The sequence below is a fragment of the Acinetobacter sp. YH01003 genome, from assembly GCF_013420525.1.
In the GTDB taxonomy this organism is placed as follows: Bacteria; Pseudomonadota; Gammaproteobacteria; order Pseudomonadales; family Moraxellaceae; genus Acinetobacter; species Acinetobacter towneri.
Genome location: NZ_VOXY01000005.1, coordinates 18,643 through 40,530 on the forward strand (window position 1 = coordinate 18,643; position 21,888 = coordinate 40,530).

At 41.1% G+C, this 21,888-nt stretch carries 22 protein-coding genes; 10 read left to right on the plus strand and 12 right to left on the minus strand.

The annotated features are described in order from the left end of the window. Positions 1-88 precede the first annotated feature (88 nt). From ispD to FTT70_RS06430, 5 genes are all read right to left on the minus strand, one after another. On the minus strand, positions 89-820 hold the full coding sequence (gene ispD, locus FTT70_RS06410) for a 2-C-methyl-D-erythritol 4-phosphate cytidylyltransferase (protein WP_167846042.1): 732 nt from the start codon (positions 818-820) through the stop codon (positions 89-91). After that, a complete protein-coding gene (locus tag FTT70_RS06415; RefSeq protein WP_167846043.1) occupies positions 777-1,181 on the minus strand; it encodes a septum formation initiator family protein in 405 nt (134 codons plus the stop codon). Before FTT70_RS06415 ends, ispD begins: the two co-directional genes overlap by 44 nt. A gap of 13 nt (positions 1,182-1,194) precedes the next feature. Beyond that, positions 1,195-2,484 (minus strand): phosphopyruvate hydratase, encoded by a 1,290-nt coding sequence (gene eno / locus FTT70_RS06420; protein WP_004973347.1) that lies wholly within the window; start codon positions 2,482-2,484, stop codon positions 1,195-1,197. 73 nt (positions 2,485-2,557) lie between these two features. Then, positions 2,558-3,415 carry a 3-deoxy-8-phosphooctulonate synthase gene (gene kdsA, locus FTT70_RS06425; protein ID WP_180168421.1) on the minus strand — a complete coding sequence of 286 codons (858 nt, stop codon included), beginning with the start codon at positions 3,413-3,415 and terminating at the stop codon, positions 2,558-2,560. A gap of 31 nt (positions 3,416-3,446) precedes the next feature. Next, positions 3,447-5,087, minus strand: a complete 1,641-nt coding sequence (locus tag FTT70_RS06430) for a CTP synthase (protein ID WP_004973343.1) — start codon at positions 5,085-5,087, stop codon at positions 3,447-3,449. 226 nt (positions 5,088-5,313) lie between these two features. Here FTT70_RS06430 and FTT70_RS06435 point away from each other — a divergent pair, with 226 nt between their 5' ends. Then, entirely contained in the window at positions 5,314-5,733 is a 420-nt protein-coding gene (locus tag FTT70_RS06435; protein WP_096900861.1) for an internalin, read from the plus strand. Positions 5,734-5,930: 197 nt separating this feature from the next. Here the strand turns inward: FTT70_RS06435 and FTT70_RS06440 are convergent, their stop codons facing one another. From FTT70_RS06440 to FTT70_RS06450, 3 genes are all read right to left on the minus strand, one after another. Next, the gene (locus FTT70_RS06440) at positions 5,931-7,037 is read right to left on the minus strand and encodes a YheT family hydrolase (protein ID WP_026438425.1); all 1,107 of its coding nucleotides are present in this window, start codon (positions 7,035-7,037) and stop codon (positions 5,931-5,933) included. Positions 7,038-7,127: 90 nt separating this feature from the next. Further along, a complete protein-coding gene (locus FTT70_RS06445) occupies positions 7,128-7,541 on the minus strand; it encodes a nuclear transport factor 2 family protein (RefSeq protein WP_004973337.1) in 414 nt (137 codons plus the stop codon). A gap of 140 nt (positions 7,542-7,681) precedes the next feature. Continuing rightward, positions 7,682-9,706 (minus strand): NADPH-dependent 2,4-dienoyl-CoA reductase, encoded by a 2,025-nt coding sequence (locus FTT70_RS06450; protein WP_004973335.1) that lies wholly within the window; start codon positions 9,704-9,706, stop codon positions 7,682-7,684. Positions 9,707-9,840: 134 nt separating this feature from the next. Here FTT70_RS06450 and FTT70_RS06455 point away from each other — a divergent pair, with 134 nt between their 5' ends. Beyond that, positions 9,841-10,392 carry a PadR family transcriptional regulator gene (locus FTT70_RS06455; RefSeq protein WP_004973333.1) on the plus strand — a complete coding sequence of 184 codons (552 nt, stop codon included), beginning with the start codon at positions 9,841-9,843 and terminating at the stop codon, positions 10,390-10,392. 125 nt (positions 10,393-10,517) lie between these two features. Next, complete coding sequence (locus tag FTT70_RS06460) at positions 10,518-11,426, plus strand: alpha/beta fold hydrolase (protein WP_096900864.1); 909 nt, start codon at positions 10,518-10,520, stop codon at positions 11,424-11,426. Between the two features lie 78 nt (positions 11,427-11,504). Here FTT70_RS06460 and FTT70_RS06465 read toward each other — a convergent pair whose 3' ends face one another. Next, complete coding sequence (locus FTT70_RS06465; RefSeq protein WP_180168422.1) at positions 11,505-12,746, minus strand: acyl-CoA dehydrogenase; 1,242 nt, start codon at positions 12,744-12,746, stop codon at positions 11,505-11,507. Between the two features lie 264 nt (positions 12,747-13,010). Here FTT70_RS06465 and FTT70_RS06470 point away from each other — a divergent pair, with 264 nt between their 5' ends. From FTT70_RS06470 to FTT70_RS06485, 4 genes are all read left to right on the plus strand, one after another. Next, on the plus strand, positions 13,011-13,712 hold the full coding sequence (locus tag FTT70_RS06470; RefSeq protein ID WP_004973326.1) for an NAD-dependent deacylase: 702 nt from the start codon (positions 13,011-13,013) through the stop codon (positions 13,710-13,712). A 162-nt stretch (positions 13,713-13,874) separates the two neighbouring features. Further along, positions 13,875-14,957 (plus strand): tRNA (uridine(54)-C5)-methyltransferase TrmA, encoded by a 1,083-nt coding sequence (gene trmA, locus FTT70_RS06475; protein ID WP_154320708.1) that lies wholly within the window; start codon positions 13,875-13,877, stop codon positions 14,955-14,957. A gap of 240 nt (positions 14,958-15,197) precedes the next feature. Beyond that, positions 15,198-15,422 carry a hypothetical protein gene (locus tag FTT70_RS06480; protein ID WP_004973321.1) on the plus strand — a complete coding sequence of 75 codons (225 nt, stop codon included), beginning with the start codon at positions 15,198-15,200 and terminating at the stop codon, positions 15,420-15,422. Between the two features lie 231 nt (positions 15,423-15,653). Next, a complete protein-coding gene (locus tag FTT70_RS06485; protein WP_004973320.1) occupies positions 15,654-15,902 on the plus strand; it encodes a hypothetical protein in 249 nt (82 codons plus the stop codon). A gap of 30 nt (positions 15,903-15,932) precedes the next feature. Here the strand turns inward: FTT70_RS06485 and FTT70_RS06490 are convergent, their stop codons facing one another. Beyond that, positions 15,933-16,685 carry a phosphodiester glycosidase family protein gene (locus FTT70_RS06490; RefSeq protein WP_257229369.1) on the minus strand — a complete coding sequence of 251 codons (753 nt, stop codon included), beginning with the start codon at positions 16,683-16,685 and terminating at the stop codon, positions 15,933-15,935. A 135-nt stretch (positions 16,686-16,820) separates the two neighbouring features. On the opposite strand from FTT70_RS06490, the gene FTT70_RS06495 reads away from it, so the two are divergent. Next, entirely contained in the window at positions 16,821-17,354 is a 534-nt protein-coding gene (locus FTT70_RS06495; protein WP_096900868.1) for a lecithin retinol acyltransferase family protein, read from the plus strand. 130 nt (positions 17,355-17,484) lie between these two features. Here FTT70_RS06495 and FTT70_RS06500 read toward each other — a convergent pair whose 3' ends face one another. Continuing rightward, complete coding sequence (locus FTT70_RS06500; RefSeq protein ID WP_180051456.1) at positions 17,485-19,209, minus strand: glutamine--tRNA ligase/YqeY domain fusion protein; 1,725 nt, start codon at positions 19,207-19,209, stop codon at positions 17,485-17,487. Positions 19,210-19,415: 206 nt separating this feature from the next. Between FTT70_RS06500 and FTT70_RS06505 the strand changes: the two genes are divergently transcribed. Both FTT70_RS06505 and FTT70_RS06510 read left to right on the plus strand, forming a co-directional pair. Next, complete coding sequence (locus FTT70_RS06505; RefSeq protein ID WP_004973310.1) at positions 19,416-19,925, plus strand: peptidylprolyl isomerase; 510 nt, start codon at positions 19,416-19,418, stop codon at positions 19,923-19,925. Between the two features lie 117 nt (positions 19,926-20,042). After that, entirely contained in the window at positions 20,043-20,762 is a 720-nt protein-coding gene (locus tag FTT70_RS06510; protein ID WP_154320706.1) for a UDP-2,3-diacylglucosamine diphosphatase, read from the plus strand. 102 nt (positions 20,763-20,864) lie between these two features. On the opposite strand, the gene hpaI is transcribed toward FTT70_RS06510, so the two are convergent. Next, entirely contained in the window at positions 20,865-21,659 is a 795-nt protein-coding gene (hpaI, locus tag FTT70_RS06515; protein WP_096900940.1) for a 4-hydroxy-2-oxoheptanedioate aldolase, read from the minus strand. Positions 21,660-21,888 lie beyond the last annotated feature (229 nt).

A 21,888-nucleotide genomic window follows, 5' to 3' on the forward strand; every position in this document is an offset into this window, starting at 1 on the left:
ATAGAAGCAAAGCGGCACAGAGTGAATCATTAAAGCTTAATCGTTGAAGATTCAAGTTTAACGCGGTGTTAATTACACTAGATTTTTATCATCCATGTTGTTGTGAGGCTAAAATTAAACGTGCCAGCTCTAAATCATCGGGATAGGTGATTTTAATATTATCCGAACGACCGTGCACAACATTTACAATTTGCCCTGCTGCTTCTAAAGCACTGGCCTCATCGGTAATCGTCAATTGCTGTTTTAATGCAGATTCAATGGCTGTTTTAAGCACATCAAGTTTAGCAATTTGCGGAGTTTGCGCTTGCCAAAGTTGGTCACGGCTTACCGTGGTTTCAATTTTTGTGCCTTGGCTTACCTTTTTTAAAGTATCACGCACTGGAATAGCCAAAATTGCACTTTGATCTGTTGCCAGTGCAGTCTGATACAACTGTTCAAGGCAAGCAGCTGTCACACAAGGACGCGCTGCATCATGCACCAAAACCCAGTCATCTACATGGGCGATTTCAGATAAATAATGCAGTGCATTCAAGACTGAATCCACTCGCTCTGCACCACCTACGCAAAAATGTGCTTTTTCTTTTTCTGCCAAGTTTAGGTTTTGCGCCACATCATCTGCTTGACCAATCGCCAAAACATAACCCGCTAAAGGCAAGTGATTTAAACGTGCGATGCTGTGCGCTAAGACTGTTTGATCTTGAATATACTGATATTGTTTAAGTTCAGTTCTAGAAAAACGACTACCAGAACCCGCTGCGGGAATAACCGCCCAAAGTTTAGGGTGTCGGGGCGGTTGCTGCTGCAGGTTGTTGTGATTCATTGGTGCGTAAATCTACTGTGGAATTTGGTTGAATATAAATTGGTTTATATTGTGTGCTGATGGTGCTCATTTGCACAAAGGTTTCATGTGGCTTAATTAAGCCTAAATCTAAACGGGCATGCTCTTCAATGGCTTCTACCCCATTTTTTAAATCATAAACTTCTGCTGCAAGTACACGATTGCGCTCCTTCAGCTCTGTATTTAATTCTATTTGTTGTTGGATTTTTTCTGTCAGTGCAGCATGGTCACGATAACCACCTTCACCAAACCAGTGTAAATATTGAAACCCTGCGATCAAAAAGATCGCAAGGCCCAACAATGCTTTACTCGCTTTGGAGTCAAATACATTTAATAATGACATCTACTGATTTCGCTTAGTTCAAACCTTTGAACTCAGCTTTACCGCGATATGCAGCATTCGTCAATTCTTCAATACGAAGTAATTGGTTATATTTTGCTACACGGTCAGAACGGCACAGTGAACCAGTCTTGATTTGACCTGCTGCTGTACCTACTGCAAGATCCGCAATTGTAGAATCTTCAGTTTCACCTGAACGGTGTGAAATAACAGTTGTGTAACCATTGGCTTTCGCAAGGTAAATTGCATCAAGCGTTTCAGTCAAAGTACCAATTTGGTTGTACTTGATCAGGATTGAGTTACCTACTTTTTCATCGATACCGCGTTGTAAGATTTTCGGGTTAGTAACGAACAAGTCATCACCGACCAATTGAATCTTGTCACCTAAGATCGAAGTGAGGTAAGACCAACCTTCCCAATCAGACTCATCTAAACCATCTTCAATTGAGATAATTGGATATTGATTTACAAGACCAGCTAAATAGTCAGAGAATTGGTTGCTTGTGAATGCTTTGTTGCCTTCACCTGCAAGAATGTACTGACCATTTTTGTAGAATTCTGAAGATGCACAGTCAAGCGCCAACATGATGTCAGAACCCGCTTTGTAGCCAGTCTTCTCAATAGCTTCAAGAATAACTGTGATTGCTTCTTCGTTAGAACGTAAGTTTGGCGCAAAACCACCTTCATCACCCACTGCTGTGTTTAAACCTTTTTGATTCAATACAGATTTTAATGAGTGGAAAATTTCTGCACCAGCACGTAATGCTTCAGAGAATGAAGTAAAGCCCACTGGCTCAATCATGAACTCTTGAATATCAACGTTGTTGTCTGCGTGTGAACCACCATTTAAGATGTTCATCATTGGTACAGGCATGGTTAAAATGCTGTTGTTACGAAGGTCTGCGATGTATTGGAAAAGAGGAATTTTCTTTTCATCAGCAGCAGCGCGCGCAGCAGCCAAAGACACGGCTAAAGTTGCGTTAGCACCTAATTTTTCTTTGTTTTCAGTACCATCAAGCGCAATCATGGTGTTGTCGATGTCTTTTTGTTCAAACACAGACTTACCAAGTAAAGCATCACGAATTAAAGTATTGACGTTATTTACCGCAGTTTTAACGCCTTTACCCAAGTAACGTGCTTTATCGCCATCACGAAGTTCTAGAGCTTCACGAGAACCAGTTGAAGCACCTGATGGTGCACATGCACGGCCAACTACGCCAGATGCTAAGATTACGTCTGCTTCGATGGTTGGGTTACCACGAGAGTCCAAAATTTCACGTGCACGAATGTCAACGATTTGGCTCATGAACAATTCCTCAGTTGATTAATAACGTGATGCTTTAGGCATCAATGAGTCTATAATTTAATATGGATCTAATTTAGTGTGTATCTAGCTTTTGGAAACCTTTTACCAAGGTATCCAATTCTTTAAGCTGTGCCAAGAACGGCTCAAGTTGTGATAGACGCAATGCACATGGGCCATCACACTTTGCCTGCTCTGGTTCAGGATGTGCTTCTAGGAATAAACCTGCCAAGCCAGTTGCCATACCTGCACGTGCCAAGGTGGTAATTTGTGCACGACGACCACCTGCCGAATCTGCACGACCACCCGGAGTTTGCAAAGCATGGGTTACATCAAAGAACACAGGTACATTCATTTCTTTCATGATGTCAAAGCCCAGCATATCGACAACCAAGTTGTTGTAACCAAATGCTGAACCACGCTCACAAAGAATCAATTTGTCATTCCCTGCTTCTAAACACTTATGCAAAATATGACGCATTTCGTGCGGCGCAAGGAATTGTGCTTTTTTGATGTTGATAATGGCTTGAGTTTTTGCCATCGCTTCAACCAAATCGGTTTGGCGACTTAAAAACGCAGGAAGCTGAATAATATCTGCCACTTCTGCCACAGGCGCAGCCTGATACGGCTCATGCACATCGGTAATAATTGGCACATTAAAATGCTTTTTAATGTCAACCAGCCATTCAATACCTTTTTCTAAACCGGGACCACGAAATGAGTTCAGGCTAGAACGGTTGGCTTTGTCAAAACTGGCTTTGAATACATACGGGATATTTAAGCGTGTGCAAATATCCACATAAGTTTCAGCAATTTCAAATGCAAGGTCTTTAGACTCAAGTACATTCATGCCGCCAAACAATACAAATGGCAAATGATTCGCCATTTGTATATCACCCAAACGTACAATTTCTTGTGGTTTTAATTGTGACATTTCAACTTCCTAGTTTATCCCTAAAGCCATCTTATTTGGTTTTTTGATGCTGTTGTTTTGCCGCACCGATAAAGCCAGCAAACAATGGATGTCCATCACGTGGCGAGCTGGTAAATTCTGGGTGGAATTGTACCGCAATAAACCAAGGATGTTGCGGAATTTCAACAGTTTCAACCAAGTGCTGAATTGGTGAATAACCCGAAATTTTAAGACCTGCTTCTTCAAGCACAGGAATATAACGGTTATTCATTTCATAGCGATGGCGATGGCGCTCTACAATTTCTGCAGAACCATACACTTCACGAGTTTTGGTACCTTCAACCAATTCAGATTTTTGTGCACCTAAACGCATAGTGCCGCCCAAGTCAGAATCGACAGAACGCTGTTGAACTTCGCCGCGCTCATCTAACCATTCAGTAATCAAACCAATAAGTGGCGACTTAGTCGAACGGTTAAACTCTGTTGAACTTGCATCGGCAATACCTGCCACATTACGTGCATATTCAATCACAGCCAATTGCATACCCAAACAGATTCCCAAGAATGGGACACCGTTTTCACGTGCATATTTGATGGCTTGCATTTTACCTTCGGTACCGCGCTCACCAAAGCCGCCCGGAACTAAAATTGCATCGGCATCTTTAAGTACAGTATTAACGTCTTGGCTTTCAAGGTCTTCTGCATTGACATAGTCAATTTCAACTTTGACGCGGTTTTGAATACCCGCATGCAATAATGCTTCGTTTACAGATTTATAGGCATCTGGCAGTTCAACATATTTACCCACCATCGCCACACGAACGCTGTATTCAGGGTTCAATAATGCATCAACTACGTTATCCCAATCAGATAAATCTGCTTCTGGAAGATCATTGAAGCCAAAACGCTCACAAATTAAATCATCAACGTCTTGTTCATAGAATGTACGCGGAATTTGGTAGATGGTTTTGGCATCTTTACATACCACAACCGCACGTGCTTCTACGTTGGTAAATAACGCAATTTTACGGGTAGTGTCAGCATCAACATCATGTTCAGTACGGCAGATGAGAATATCTGGCTGAATACCGATAGATAACAATTCTTTAACTGAGTGTTGAGTTGGCTTGGTTTTTAACTCTGCCGCAGATTTGATATATGGCAATAAAGTTAAGTGCATGAGCATAGTACGCTTATGCCCTAATTCCACCATCAATTGACGTACAGATTCCATGAATGGGAGAGATTCAATGTCGCCTACTGTACCGCCAATTTCTACGATTGCGACATCGTAGCCTTCGCCAGCGCGAAGTACACGTTCTTTAATATTATCGGTAATGTGTGGAATCACCTGAACAGTACCGCCCAAGTAATCACCACGGCGCTCTTTGTTTAGAACGTCTTGATACACGCGACCAGATGTAAAGTTATTTAACTTGGTCATTTTCGCACGACGCAAGAAACGTTCGTAATAACCCAAATCTAAGTCAGTTTCGGCACCATCCTCTGTGACAAAAACTTCACCATGTTGGAAAGGACTCATTGTCCCTGGATCGACATTAATGTATGGATCCATTTTGACCATGGTTACTTTTAAACCACGGGCTTCTAAAAGTGCAGCAACTGAAGCAGCTGAAATACCTTTACCTAGTGATGAAACTACACCACCAGTCACGAAAATAAAATGGGTCATTGGGTTTCTCGTACAATCGAGCCTAAATCGGCCTGCAATGTTGCGCAATTTTACTTTACTCTGCACCAATAAAGCAAAGTCATTCCGCATCAATTCATAGAACAATAAACAATTGGTTATTCTATCAGCATTTCCTATAAAAAATTAGAACTTCTTGAGAGGATTTTCATCTGTCATTTTATTGCTATAATACGTCCGTCTATCCGATCTTTTATTTTGTGCAATTATGAATAAGAAACTTTTAATTTGTGGTGCAATTGCAACGGCGTTGTTATTAACTGCATGTGTAAAAAAAGAACAGCCAAAGCAAGATGAGCAAGAACAAGTAGAGGTTCAAACTGAACAAACTACTGAAACTGCTCAATTTGAACCACTAGAACCTGTTGAAAACATTCAAGATGCTGAACCAGAAGCGCCTGCACAGGTAGAAGTGGAGCGCACTGAAACAGTGAACACCACAACTGAAATCCGTCGTGAAACACCTGCACAACCTGCTGCTGCACCTGCGCCTGCGCCGAAAGCGGCAGCTCCTGTAGCAGAAGATAAACCAACTCAAGCACGTCCAAGCAATAACACAGGTGCTCAATCTGAAGATGATGCTGTTGCCGCTGCGATTGCTGCTGCAACCCCAGCACTTGAGAACTAAGTGCTCACTTAAAACTAAGCTTTAAGTTAAAGTCAGTTTTAAGGTGTAAGTTCTTATCTTAGATTTGAATTGACGTTAAAAAACCCAGTCATTGTGTACTGGGTTTTTTATTCATTTGGATGAGTCTTCGCTGAGATAACTCGTGAATACATTTGCAATACAGCTACCTATTTCTATATAGGTTTGTGCGCTTCACTTTAACTTGCCTGCAGCAACTGCGATTGCACTTTAAAATAATTAGAAATTAAACGCGATGCCCAAGATTTAGTAAAACCGACACCTTCATAAAAACCACAATGACTGCCTTTACGGGTCGTCACCACCATAATATTTGGCATTTTCCGTATGGTTTCTTTATAAGGGTCAAAGTTTTTGATGTGGCACACTGGGTCATCTTCTGCATTTAAAACCATAAGCGGAATTTTGACATTCTCAAACACATAAATTGGGTTAATGGCTTGTGTGTAGCTGTCATAATCTTCAAAACCCGCCAATTCAAAATACGCCTTTTCAAACTCTGCCAATGTAGTCGCACTTAACACTTGCGATAAAGATTTTACGTTTTGCCAAATGTCCTGATGGGGCTGAATAAAAAACTGGAATAATTTTTTGGTCATCACTTTACTGTAAAAAGGATGCACATGCTGAAAGCCTAGTTCAGTGTTATATCCTGGGCACAGTGCAAACGCGGCTTTAATTGGGGTTTGCTCGCCTTCTTCGCCCAAATAGCGCACCAATAATCCTGTCCCTGCGGAAGAACCAACAGCATATAATTCAGATTGTGGAAATTGTTGCTGAATAAACACTATTTGTTCACGCAAATCATGCGTCGAACCAAACAGATTCATTTGTGGTACAGGCATAGGTAAATTGCCATGCCCACGACGTAAACATAAGGCAATACGCCACTGTGTCTGCTGATGTAAATCGCGCACCAACTCACGCATACTTTCCAAAGAACCTGTAATGGTATGCATTAAAACAATTGTGGGAGTATCTGCAGGTAAGTCATAACCCACCCAAGCAACTGCGGTGATACCGCCATCTTGCATAGTGAGTTGATCAACCCGATCATACTGCTGACGAATGGTTTTCTTTTTAATTAAATCAAAATATAAAAGATGCGCATGTGTATTGGACAGCCACGGTGTTGGACGGTATTTTTCTTTGAGCTGTGGTAAATAATCCAATACCCGACGGATTTCTCCATGTGGATGATAATACAACGTCGGTAAATCTGCGCCTGTGACCTGATCTAAAACCGCTTGTGTAATTTTCGCTATTTTTTGTAATGTAGACATCATTTTACTCCCAAGCAATACATGCACTTTCAAGCATGCCAACCCGAAACCGATTTCTATAAAACAACTTCATTGCCATACACACGCGGTATTTTATTTTTCGGTTGGCATAAAGGCAGCCATACGTTGTCCCATTTGCACAGCCAATGCCTCTAAACCACTTTTCGGGCGAATCATCACTTCAAAGTCCACAATTTGTCCTTGTGTATTGAATTGAATCATATCAATTCCTTTAAGTTTTTTATCTCCCACATTGGCGGAAAATTCAAGTACAACATTGCAACCATCTTCAGTATAAAACTCACGGTGATAAGTAAAGTTTTCAAAGACCTGAATTACATTGGTCAAAATAAAAAATACCACTTGTTTACCCGCATAAGGTTGGTACGCTACAGGTGAACGAAACACCACATCATCTGCCAGCAATTCACTCAAAATAGACATATCATGGTTTTGCAGCATTGTATGCCAACGCTGTACCGCTAATTTTGTTGTTTCCAAAGTCATGTTAAGTTCCTTTTTTTTGTTTTGATATTTCATTTCTATGCAGAGTCCCTGAGTGAGACTGAAGCACTGCTGCACTGGGCAGAAGCGATTATTAACTCTCTCCCCAGCCCCCTCCCAAAGGAGAGGGAGAAGGAATTACATTAAATTTTCGCTGCCAATTCAGCACCCTGACGAATTGCACGTTTGGCATCTAACTCGCCTGCTTCTTTCGCCCCACCAATTAAATGCACATTTTTGCCTGCTGCCTGTAATTGCTCATACATGGCGGTGTAAGACTCTTGCCCTGCACAAATCACCACATGATCAACTTCGAGCACTGTACTTTGACCATTGACGGTGATGTGCAAGCCTTGATCATCAATCAGGTCATAACTTGCCCCTGCAATCATTTTAACGTCACGGTTTTTTAAACCTGTACGATGAATCCAGCCTGTTGTTTTACCCAAGCCAGCACCCACGGATGATGCTTTACGTTGCAATAAATAAATTTCACGTGGCGATTCTTCAACTTTTGCTGCTTTTAAACCACCGACATGCGCATAATTGGTATCAATTCCCCATTCATCGTAGAATTTTTCAGGATTTAGACTACCACTTTCACCTTCATGGCTTAAATATTCTGCAGTATCAAAACCAATACCACCAGCGCCAATAATCGCAACACGTTGACCTACAGGCTTACGCTCTTTTAATACCTCAATATAGCTCAGCACTTTAGGGTGATTAATACCTGCGATATCCAATTGACGCGGGGTTACACCTGTTGCCACAACCACATCATCGAAGTCAGCATTGAGCAATTGTTCAAAACTAGCCGTATGATTCAATACCAATTTAATATTCGGTTGCAGCTCAATTTGGCGTTTGAAATAGCGCAAAGTTTCGTAAAACTCTTCTTTACCAGGAATGGTTTTAGCAATATTAAACTGCCCACCAATTTGATTCGATGCTTCAAAAATCGTCACCTGATGCCCACGTTCTGCAGCATAGGTTGCAAAGCTCAAACCTGCAGGCCCTGCACCAATCACCGCAATTTTTTTAGTCTGTGTTGCTTCTTTAAAAATGAGTTCTGTTTCATGGCAAGCACGTGGATTGACCAAACATGAAGCAATCTTCATTGAGAAAATATGGTCTAAACAAGCTTGGTTACAACCAATACATGTGTTGATTTCATCACTGCGACCTTGCTCTGCTTTTTGCACAAAGAAAGCATCTGCCAACATTGGACGTGCCATCGATACCATATCGGCATGTCCTGCAGCCAAAACATGCTCAGCCATTTCAGGGGTGTTAATACGGTTTGAAGTGATCAGTGGCACTTTAACCAAACCTTTTAATTTCTCTGTCACCCATGTAAAAGCTGCGCGAGGGACTTTGGTAGCAATGGTTGGGATACGTGCTTCATGCCAGCCAATCCCTGTATTGATAATGGTTGCACCTGCTTTTTCAATCGCTTGTGCCAATTGCACCACTTCTTCAAAACTCGAACCGCCTTCGACTAAATCCAACATCGACAAGCGGTAAATAATAATAAAGTTTTCACCCACTTCTGCACGGGTACGTTTAACAATTTCAATTGGGAAACGAATACGGTTTTCATAACTGCCGCCCCATTCATCATCACGATGGTTGGTACGCGCAACAATAAACTCATTAATTAAATAGCCTTCCGAACCCATGATTTCGACACCATCATAGCCTGCGTATTGTGCCAATTTGGCACAATTCACAAAGTCGGCAATGGTTTGCTGTACTTCTGCCGATGTTAGTGCATGTGGTTTACTTGGGTTAATCGGTGCCTGAATTGCTGACGGTGCGACAATATCGGGCTGATAGGAATAACGTCCCGTATGTAAAATCTGTAAAGCAATTTTGCCGCCTGCATCATGCACAGCCTGAGTCACCACTTTATGTTTTTCTGCTTCTTGACGAGTATCAAGTTTATTGCCGCCCGCAAAGGTTAAGCCTGCATCATTCGGTGAAATACCACCTGTTACAATCAGCCCAACGCCACCTTTGGCACGCTCTGCATAAAAAGCCGCCATACGTTCGTATCCACCCGGTGCTTCTTCTAGTCCAACGTGCATTGAACCCATTAAGACCCGATTTTTTAAAGTGGTAAAGCCTAAATCTAAAGGCGCAAGTAAATGTGGATAGTCAGACATAGAATCTCCCTGCTGGCAAAAATGCTGGCTGTTTTATGCTTAATGCAACTTGTTGCATACTTTTATATTCTAGATTTAATTTTTATGCAACATGTTGCATAATTAAAGCTGAAAAAAATAAAGTTGCTCTGTTTATGTCGCTCGCTCACGTTTTATTGACCAGTTTAATTGAAAAACCCAGTAACGGTATTGAATTGGCACGCCGTTTTGACCGCTCTATGGGGTTTTTCTGGAATGCGACCCATCAACAAATTTATCGCGAACTAAATACAATGCTGAAAAAAGGTTGGATTTCAACCTTAGAAGATGAAGATTCTAGCAGTCGTAGCAAAACCTATCAGGTAGAAGCTTTGGGGCGGCATGAACTGGCAAACTGGATGGTCGAGCAAAGCCCGCCTGCACAATTACGCGAAGAACTTATGGTACGTTTACGTGCCGAAGCCCAACTTGGCGGCAACAGCGTCTTACCCGAACTAGAACGACATTTGCTGCTTCACAAAGCCAAGTTGCACACCTATCAACAGATTTTTGCCAAAGACTTTAGCCAAGCACCTGCGAACAACCGTACCCTGTATATTCATAAAATGATTTTGCAGCTAGGGATAGATCAGGAAATTGGCTGGATTGAATGGCTAGAAAATGTGATTCCTGAACTGAAAAAGTTTGATGCCGAAGCCTCATCTTAAAAGTATATTTTTAAGTAATAGCAACCACATCAATGTGAAATCAGGGTTGCTCACCATACAGAAATGATCAGGCTATGCTATAAAGAATAACGCATCTTTAATTACAACCATGCAAGGAAATGCTGATGCCTTTTTACCGCATGCCCGATGGCGAAGCTCTATTTGTACGTGAATTTGGTCAAGGTGAGCCTGTGGTTGTGCTTTCAGGTTTAGGCATGCACAGTTGGCAATGGTTGCCATTTCTGTATCAACATAAAAAGCAGTATCGTTTTATTATTCCAGACTGGCGTGGTTTTGGGGGTTCAAACCTGTGTGCCGTTCCAGAACTGGATGCTATTTCGAGCCATTGGCAAGATTTAAACAGTCTGCTTCAACAACAGAACCTGCAACAATTTAAACTGATTGGCTATTCCATGGGGGCAACCACTGCCATGCATGGCATGCAATATGGACAATTGGCTGCGCATTTAAGCAGTTATTTACAAATTGACCAAGCACCAAAAATTGGGGTAGATGAAAACTGGCCTTATGGCTTATTTGGCAATCAACATCAACAATTTAAACAGTTATTGATTCATCTGTCCGAGTTTTTACATGATCACGCGCAATATACTGATATTCAACAAATGGATGTGTTGCAGCGTAAAAACTTAGTCGAACTTTGGCTAGAATTTATAGAATTACAAGCCAGCAATAAAATCAGTCCGTTTTTATTTAAACTGGCCGTCAAACGTCCTGTTTTACAACGCTATATTTTACCTACACAGCGTTTAGATTATTTACGCTGGTATATCGACAATTATTTACACCATCAGGAAGATTATCGTGAGGCTTTAACTCAACTGGGTTGTCCGACAGTCTTTTTTACAGGCGCACAATCGACCTTGTATGCGGCAGAAGGACAACGTCAAGTGGTAGAAGCTATGCCGAATGCGAAACAAGTCATATTTCACCAATCTGGGCATACCCCTTTACTGACCGAACCGTTGAAATTTAATCAGGAAATTAGCCAATTTTTAAAACTAAACAGCTAAAGTAAAACGGTGGAAAATGTGGTTTGCAATATTTTCCACCGTAGCATCATTAGACCTAGATTTAGTTTAGATCTAGATTTAATTGGCAAAAGCCGCGATACCCGTTTGCGCACGACCTAAAATTAGCGCATGCACATCGTGCGTCCCTTCATAGGTATTCACGACTTCCAAATTGACCAAATGCCGCGCCACGCCATATTCATCACTGATACCATTCCCACCAAGCATATCGCGCGCCATACGAGCAATCTCTAAGGCCTTGCCACAGTTGTTGCGTTTAATCAGCGAAGTACCTTCGAGTGAAGCAATACCCTCATCTTTCATACGACCAAAACGTAAAGCAATTTGTAAACCCAGCGCGATTTCGGTTTGCATATCGCCAAGTTTCTTTTGAATGAGCTGATTGGCCGCCAAAGGACGTCCGAACTGAATCCGATCCATCGTATATTGATGCGCAGTATGCCAACAAAACTCAGCCGCACCCATAGCACCCCAAGCAATGCCATAACGTGCACTATTTAAACAAGTGAACGGCCCTTTTAAACCACGCACTTCAGGTAACATATTTTCTTCAGGCACAAAAACATTGTCCATGACAATTTCACCTGTGATTGAAGCGCGTAAACCAACCTTGCCTTGAATGATTGGTGCAGAAAGTCCATCCCAACCTTTTTCTAAAATAAAACCGCGAATATCACCCACTTGCCCATCTGCTGAAACTTCTTTTGCCCACACCACAAATACATCGGCAATTGGACTATTGGTAATCCACATTTTCGCACCGTGTAAACGATAACCGCCAGCAACTTTATGTGCTCTGCTGTTCATACTGCCAGGGTCGGAGCCAAAATCAGGTTCAGTCAGACCGAAACATCCCACCCATTCACCCGAAGCAAGTTTGGGTAAATATTTCTGTTTTTGTGCTTCACTGCCAAACTCATAAATTGGCACCATCACCAATGAGCTTTGTACACTTGCCATAGAACGATAGCCTGAATCGACCCGTTCAATTTCACGTGAAATTAATCCATAACTCACATAATTTAAACCTGCACCGCCATATTGTTCAGGTATGGTTGAGCCTAACAAACCAAGCTCACCCATTTCACGGAAGATGCTGCGATCTACCGTTTCATGTCTAAACTGATCACGTACCCGCGGCAGTAATTTTTCCTGACAATAAGCATAGGCACTATCACGAATCATACGTTCGGTTTCAGTCAATTGCTGTTCAAGCAAAAAAGGATCTTTCCAATCAAATTTCACTTTTTCACTGTGAGTTGCAGGCGTGTGATTTGGCGATGGATTGTGTTGTGACATGGCATCCTCTGCACATTATTATAGGTTCTGGTTCATCAATATTTGATTTTGTAGCGTCATACTACTTTACTTTATGTTCTATCATTAAAATGAAATAACAAGCAATAAAAAGTGAACTTTGATTCAATTATTCAGCAAAGTTATAGACAGCACTAAACTTTCACATATTTAGATACTTAAAATTCTGAAAAAATGAGCTGTAGATTTGTGTTTCTATTTTCGGCACTTATACTCAAATCTAACCATCCATCAAGAGAATAAAACATGCGTAAATTAGTGGTTTTTTCGGGTGCAGGTATGAGCGCAGAAAGTGGAATCAACACCTTTAGAGATGGTGATGGCTTATGGGAAAAACATCGCGTGGAGGATGTCGCAAGTCCTGAAGCATGGGCAAGGAATCCTGAATTAGTCCAACGCTTTTATAATGAACGTCGTAAAAACATTCTTAATGCGCAGCCTAACTTGGCGCATCGCTTAATTGCTGAACTTGAAGATGATTTTGATGTACAAGTGATCACCCAAAATATTGATGATTTGCATGAACGTGCAGGCAGTTCAGAAGTTTTGCATTTACACGGCAATATTCGTTTAGCCAAAAGCTCAGGGCCTCATGCACAATACACGACAGAATTTTTTCCAATTGAAGGTGACTCGCTGAACTTGCAACAGGATCTTTGCCCACAAGGCTATCCTTTACGTCCGCATGTGGTCTGGTTTGGCGAAGCAGTTCCTGCCTATGAAGAAGCACTGGATTTGATTCAAGATGCCGATATTTTTATTGTGATTGGTACAAGTTTGGTGGTGTACCCTGTTGCTGGATTAGTACACGAAATTCCTGCAAATTGTCAGGCTTATTATATTGACCCAAAAGCCATGCAAGCCCAACTTCCTGCTCAATTTCAACGGATTTCCAAAACTGCCACTGAGGGCATGCAGCAATTGTTCGATCAATTACATCAAGTTTAAAGTAATTACAGTATCTAAATTTTTCCACTTGTAAGATGTCATCAACATGCTTAGGCTATTTTGACATCTTGCAGGATTGCATCATTTTCATAATAGTTTTAGGTATCTCTTTAAAACTTTGTTACCATCGCTCTTTCTCTGTGTTTGTGATGTTTACTGCATATGACCTCATCTTATCAGCAACAACTTGATGCAAAAGTTGCCCGTATTTCTGCCCAATTTGCCGAATATAACCCGCCTGCCTTGCAAGTATTTGCCTCACCAGAACACAACTACCGTATGCGGGCAGAGTTCCGAATTTGGCATATTGAAGATGATCTGTTTTATGCCATGTTTGAACGCAGTGAAGATAAGCAGAAAAAAGTTATTCGTGTAGATGAGTTTCCGATTGCAGACCGCAGCATTAACTTATTAATGCCAAAGCTGTTAGCCGCCCTGAAAGCCGATCCCGTATTATCGGCTCGTTTATTTGAAGTGCATTTTTTAGCGACTTTAAGTGGCGAAATGTTGGTTTCACTGCTTTATCACCGCAAACTTGAATCTGATTGGGAGCCTGCAGCCCAAGCTTTGAGCAAAGCATTAAACATTAAACTGATTGGACGCAGCCGTGGGCAAAAATTCGTGCTATCCGATGAGTATGTAGTTGAACAATTACAGGTTTTTGAGCGCACTTATACCTATAAGCAAATTGAAAGCAGCTTTACCCAGCCAAACGCGCAAGTTTGCCAAAAAATGCTGGAATGGGCATGTACGGTTGCCGAATATTCTGAGCAAGATTTATTAGAACTTTATTGTGGTAATGGTAACTTTACCCTGCCGCTATCGACTCGTTTCCGTCGTGTACTTGCCACAGAACTGGCTAAATCTTCGGTATATGCAGCGCAGTGGAATATTGAACAAAACCAGATTGAGAATATTCAAGTAGCACGCTTATCGGCTGAAGAGTTTACTCAAGCCTATAACGGTGAGCGTGAATTCCGCCGCTTGCAAGAAGCGAACATTGATCTTGCAAGTTATGATTTTGATACGGTCTTTGTCGATCCGCCACGCGCAGGAATTGACGATGACACCTTAAAACTCCTACAGCGTTTTAAGCGTATTATTTATATTTCGTGCAACCCAGACACATTGCATGACAATTTAAAAACCTTGTGTCAAAGCCATAAAGTGACGCAATTTGCACTGTTTGATCAATTCCCATACACCCATCATGTTGAGTCGGGTGTTTTACTGGAAAAGATTTAAACAATTTGTTGCATTATTCTTCAATATTTACAAGTTCTCCTTTTTAGCACTTGTAAATATTATGATGTAAATGAATCAGTTAAAGCATTACAAGCCCTTTAACTGTCATAATTTCGTTAAAAAATGCAATATCATCGAAAATTCTGCAACTCGATTGCTGCTTTTATCACTTAGGTCGACTTGATTTATTTTTTATATTGGCTATATTTCGATCTATGTTAGGTTGTGAATGAAGGCTCTATGAGTTTTTGGCAAAAGTTGTTCTCTACAGAACAGCAAAACGAGCATAAAAATCAAATTGCTTGTGTTGAAAATGATTGCTCTTGCAAGACAAATGAACAACTTCTCGAAGCTTTAACCAAAGCCACAGATGAAGATGTCATTATCGGGATTAAGAAGGTTCTCGCTTCGCGAGGTTATAGCCGCAAAGAGTTAAATGAACTCCAGCATCTACCATTCCAGTAATGGAATATGATAAAAAAGGCATTTAGTTGAACTAAGTGCCTTTTTTAATTGCTTCAAATATATTGGCACTTAAAACAATAAATTTTATAAATCGCGACACGTGCTTGAGCTTGCACAAAAACGCTAATCTTTTCAAACGCAGTCAATCATATCTTCATAATCATGCGCTAATATTTCTACACATAATCATTACACCAATAAATTCGAATTATTCAAACAGAGAAAATGACAATGAAAAAAACTAGCCTTAGCTGTCTTGCCCTACTCAGCCTAAGTTTAACAGCCTGTAGCCCAATGCCGAAAGAATGTGCCGAAACTTGGGAGAAAATGGAAAGTTTTGCTAAAAACATGGGTATTTCAGATGAGCAACTTAAACAACAAAAAAAGCAATTTGAAAATGAAGTCAAACAAATGAAAAGCGAAGAAGCAGTCAAAATCTGCAGGATGCAAGGCACAGCCTTAGGTTTTATTGGACAATAAATTCAGCCAAGCCAAAACCAAATTCCAATGTTAGGGTTTACAGCCTTGATGATCTATATAAGCTAAAATTGGACCTAAATTGCGATGTGGATGAGTATGACGTTGTAATTTCGGAATATACGCTGTAGAAATCGAACCATCTAAATACAAGGCATTTGGCGTTTGCAGCTCATCTTTAAAAAAGGTGGCAAATTGATGAAAAGTTACGGGCGTCTTGCTAATCACAAAGTACAGGCTTTGGTCTTTTAACCCAACCCCATTTCTAATTTTATAAGAAGTACTGTCTGCCAAAAAACGTGAATTTAACTGGCGATTAATAACTAACATTGGGCCAGACTGTGTCGCATACTGCGCTTTGAACGCTTGATTGGCATATTGTTGGGTTGTTCCTAAAAACACCCGTTGATGATTCCACGCCAGTACACCATTGGGCTGAATTAAAAAATTCCCCCATCCCTGTTGCTGTCGGTTCAGCTTTTTAAGTTGTCGTCCTTGTTCCACATACAAACCCACAGGCGAATAATCTGGATGAAACATGCCTGCATTCATGGCAAATTGCATGTTTTCACAAGACTGTAGATTTTTTTGTAGTTGTGAAATTTGCAGATATGGTTTCCCTTGCCGATCTTTCAGATATAAGCCTAACTGTGACAACTGTGTCACTTCCACCACATCTGCATTGATTTTACTGTTGTTAACCGTCCATGCGCGAATTTCCGCTTGTGCAGTAGGCGTGCAGAATAAATAACAGAGCAATAAGCACTTCCACCGAGAACAAAACATTATCATCTCCATACCTGCTATGTTACAAATTGTGCATATAACTGAATGGGTTATCGCATATTTGCTTCAGACGCAGTACACTATAAAACCTGATTTCTTTTCTCTACTCATGTTACTTTATTGGTCAAGCGTACGATGCTCAAGCAGAAAACACGATTTCCTTTAGGGGCACATTTAATTGTGAAACACTTCGGCTATAGCCATCATGGTATCTATGCCGGGCGTGGTCGCGTGATTCACTATTCGGGTTTTGCACATCTTTTTAAAAAACACCCGATTGAAATGACCAGTATTGAAAAGTTTAGTCACGGCAAAAATATTATTGTGCAGTCGTATCATGCGCCCAAGTATAAAGGCCGCAAAGTGGTACGCCGTATGCGCTCCAGAATGCATGAAAACAATTATCATCTGATTATGAATAACTGTGAACATTTATGCACTTGGGCAATTACAGGTGTGGAAAGCAGCCCGCAAGTATTTAAGATGATGGATCGTTTAACCACCATTGGTTATGTCAGTTCATTGATGAGTTATATGAACAGTATGATGCTGACCCTGACCACCACTTGCTTTGCTTTAGTGCTCTATATTAAGAAGAAACTACGCGATAAAGCCAAAATGCAGTTACCGCAAATCCTGATGAAGCAGGAACAGCATAAAAACCGCTAATCGCAGTCATTTTAGCGACACTGTATATCTCACAAAATATTCTATAAACCTCAAATAGATAAAACCAAAAGCCCAACCTGAATTGATCAAGTTGGGCTTTCAAGTTGCAAGCTAAAACTTAAATAAGGTGTTACTTGCCAGGTTTGAAGCTGTCTTTTAAGTCTAAAATGCGGTTAAACACTGGTTTTTCCGCACTGTGATCATACTGATCTGCAACAAAATAACCTTCACGTTCAAATTGGAAACGATCTTCTGGTTGTGCTGTTGCCAATGCAGGTTCAACAATGGCTTGTACCACAGTCAACGATTCGGGGTTTAAATTCGCCAAGAAATCATCACCCACTTCTGGATCAGACTCAGTAAATAAGCGATCATATAAGCGAACTTCTGCCGCAACGCCTTTACTTGCAGAGACCCAGTGAATCACGCCTTTTACTTTACGACCTTCTGGGTTTTTGCCCAAAGTTTCAGGGTCAATTGAACATTTCAGCTCAATGACTTCGCCGTTAGCATCTTTAATCACTTCATCACACTTGATTACATAAGCATGACGTAAACGTACTTCTCCTTCAGGCACTAAACGCTTAAAGCCTTTAGGCGGCACTTCTTCAAAGTCTTTACGGTCAATGTAAATTTCAGAAGTCAGTGGAATGATACGTTCACCCATATCTACATTTGGATGACGTGCATGGACCAAATCTAATGCTTCTGGCAAGTTAGTCAAAGTCACTTTAAGTGGATTTAACACCGCCATACCACGTGCTGCAGTATTTTCCAAAGATTGACGGATGCAATATTCAAGCATTGCCACATCCACAATACCATCAGACTTAGACACACCTACACGCTTACAGAAATCACGCAAACCTTCTGGTGTAAAGCCACGACGACGCATACCGACCACTGTTGGCATACGTGGGTCATCCCAACCTTTCACAAAACCGCCTTCAACCAATTTACGCAATTTACGCTTAGATGTGATGGTGTAATCAATATTCAAACGGCTAGATTCATACTGACGCGGCACAGCCTCGGATTTCACCTTTTCCACCACCCAATCATAGAATGGACGATGGTCTTGGAATTCTAAAGTACATAGTGAATGAGTAATGCCTTCAATGGCATCTGATAATGGATGCGCATAATCATACATTGGGTACATTTTCCATTTATCGCCCGTTTGGTGATGCGATGAATGTAAAACACGATACAAAATCGGATCACGCATGTGTACGTTTGGTGAAGCCATATCAATTTTGGCACGGAGTACTGCCTGACCTTCGCCTAATTCACCATTGCGCATTTTTTCAAATAAAGCCAAGTTTTCTGCTACTGGCGTATCACGATATGGCGAATTTTTACCCAGCTCTACAAAAGAACCACGATTGAGCTTAATCTCATCAGGGGTTTGCAAATCGACATAAGCATCGCCTTGTTCGATCAGCTGAATTGCCCATGTATATAATTGATCGAAATAGCTTGATGCATAGCGTGGTTCGCCATTCCACTCAAAACCCAGCCATTTCACGTCATTGGCAATACCATCAACATATTCTTGTTCTTCTGCATCTGGGTTGGTGTCATCAAAACGTAAGTTACACACCCCTTGATATTCTTGTGCGATGCCAAAGTTCAAGCAAATTGCTTTCACGTGACCAATATGCAAATAACCATTCGGCTCAGGTGGAAAACGTGTCACCACCTGCTGAGTGCGACCCGCCGCAATATCATCGGTAATGACTTGACGTATAAAGTCTAAGCCCGGCTGTTGTTCTTGCTGCACAGCATCGACAGAGGCATTTGAACTTGGTGTCGGGGTGTTTGGCAGAGATGCAACAACATCATTTGGCTTCATAGCAATAAAATCACTTCTAAAATAAAATTGGATAAACTAGGTTACAGAAACTTCAGTAGTGAAGCATACATCACCCATTAGAACGCTTTTCCTTGTTTTTAACAAAGAAAATAACGTTTTTACTTGCCTTGTAGTTTACAGTTTGCTTATGCTTCTCTCAACCAAAAAACCCATGGCATTCGTGTCCATGTTTAGGAGATTACACAATGAGTTTTCCTCAAGTCGAATTAAACACCAATAAAGGTCGTATTGTTTTAGAATTGAACGCTGAAAAAGCACCAATTACAGTTGCTAACTTCTTAGAATACGTTCGTGATGGTTTTTATGACGGCGTAATTTTCCACCGTGTTATTGATGGTTTCATGATCCAAGGCGGTGGCATGGATGAAAACTTCAAAGAAAAAGCAACACGTGATGCGATTGAAAACGAAGCAGACAACGGCTTAAGCAACGATGTTGGTACAATTGCAATGGCACGTACCCAAGCACCTCACTCTGCTTCTGCACAGTTCTTCATTAACGTAAAAAATAACTCTTTCTTAAACCACACAGGCAAAACTGCACAAGGTTGGGGTTATGCCGTGTTTGGTAAAGTTGTTGAAGGTATGGACGTTGTAGATGCAATTAAAGGCGTGCGTACTGGCAACCGTGGTTATCACGCAGATGTTCCACTAGAAAATGTGGTGATTGAATCTGCAAAAATCATTGCTGAATAAGAATCTTACCCGACCTCGCTTACGCACATCATTTTAAAGTACTGCTTTAAAATTCGTTTAGGGAGGAGAAATCCCTCTTTTAAAAGAGGGATTTCGGGAGATTCCAAGGAATAATTCGTGACCTATCTGTTTATCGCAGATTTACACTTGTCACCAAATCACCCTCGACTTGTTCGGGGGTTTTTAGATTTGCTAGACGCTTATCAAAATAAAAACACCCAACTGTATATTTTAGGCGACTGGTTTAATGCATGGATTGGCGATGATTACACCGCAGCGTGGCTCGATGAAGTTGTTGCACGTTTAAAGCAATTTAGCCAAGCAGGTAATCAAATTTACTTTATTGTCGGCAATCGTGATTTCGCTTTGGGTCAGAAATTTTTAGATCAGTTTTCAGGACAACTCCTGCCCGATGTGTACACGCTGCATATTGGTTCTCAACAGGTACGTTTAGAACATGGCGATGCACTGTGTACCGATGATGTGTCCTATCAAAAATTCCGTAAAATCATTCGCAATCCCATCATTTTAGGGATTTTAAAGAAAACACCTTTGGCTTTTCGGCAAAAACTTGCACAAGGTTTCCGCAAAAAAAGTCAGCAAGCCAATCAAGTCAAAAGTTATGACGTCATGGACGTAAATGCAGATGCTGTGTCACAAGCCTTGCAGCATGCAGATGTGTTAATTCATGGGCATACGCATCGTCCAAATATTCACAATGAACACGGCAAACCTAGAATTGTATTAGGCGATTGGCGCACAGATGCTGCACAAATTTTAGTAGTTGAACCAAATCAAGCCTTAGCAACTTGGCAACTGAGTCATTGGAACTATTAAGCGCAACATCTTTACATAAAAATAATAGATACAACACTAAAGGTACTTAGCTAAACATAGCTAACTAAAACCTCTTTAGCCAAAATCTCTTCAGCTAGCAGATTAATACCCACCTTCCGTTTTAATCACTTCGGCATCAGCTTTATATTTAGCCAACAACTCACGCAGCGAAGTCATCAACACACTGGTATCTACCCCAACTGCCACAAATTCTGTGCCTAAATCCAAATACTTTTGTGTCACTTCATGTTGGGTCGATAAAATCCCTGCTGCTTTGCCTGCTGCACGAATCCGTTGAATCGCATCGACCACAGCGGCTTGTACTTCTGGATGGTTCGGATTGCCTTCATAACCCATCGTGGCAGATAAATCCACCGCACCAATAAACACCCCATCAATCCCATCGACTTGTAAAATAGCATCCAGATTTTCTAAACCTGTGACCGATTCAATTTGAATGAGCAAACAAATATTTTCATGCGCTGTCGCGTAATAATTTGGAATACTGTTCCAGCGAGTTGCACGTGCTAAAGCTGCGCCTACGCCGCGAATACCTTCAGGTGGATAACGTACCGCTTTGACCATCAACTCAGCGTGTTCAACGCTTTCAACCATAGGAATCAGCAAAGTTTGTACGCCAATATCCAACAGTTGTTTAATGAGTTGCACACTGCCAATCGGCGGGCGCACCACCGCTTGAGAGGGATAAGCCGCAATACTTTGTAATTGTGACAAAGTGGTTCTTAAATCACTCGGTGCATGTTCCCCATCAATTAAAAGCCAGTCATAGCCTGCATTGGCGGCAATTTCAGTGCCATACGCATCTGCTAAACCTACCCATAAGCCAATTTGCTGCTGAGTTTTTAATTTACGCTTAAAATAATTGATATATTCCATCCATACACCTTTGGGATGCACCATGCTCAAGTTTATATTTAACGCCTATTTGCTATAAACAACCAATAGTGAAAACGTCTTGCATGATTGAATTTAACACTAAGTTTAAAGATGTTTATGTCGTGCTCATCTCATCTTAACCGCATAAATAGCACATGGATTCATTCCGTTAGCATAGCGAGGCATGTTAAGCTTTTGGCGCACACCTGCCCCAAATATAGTCTTTAAA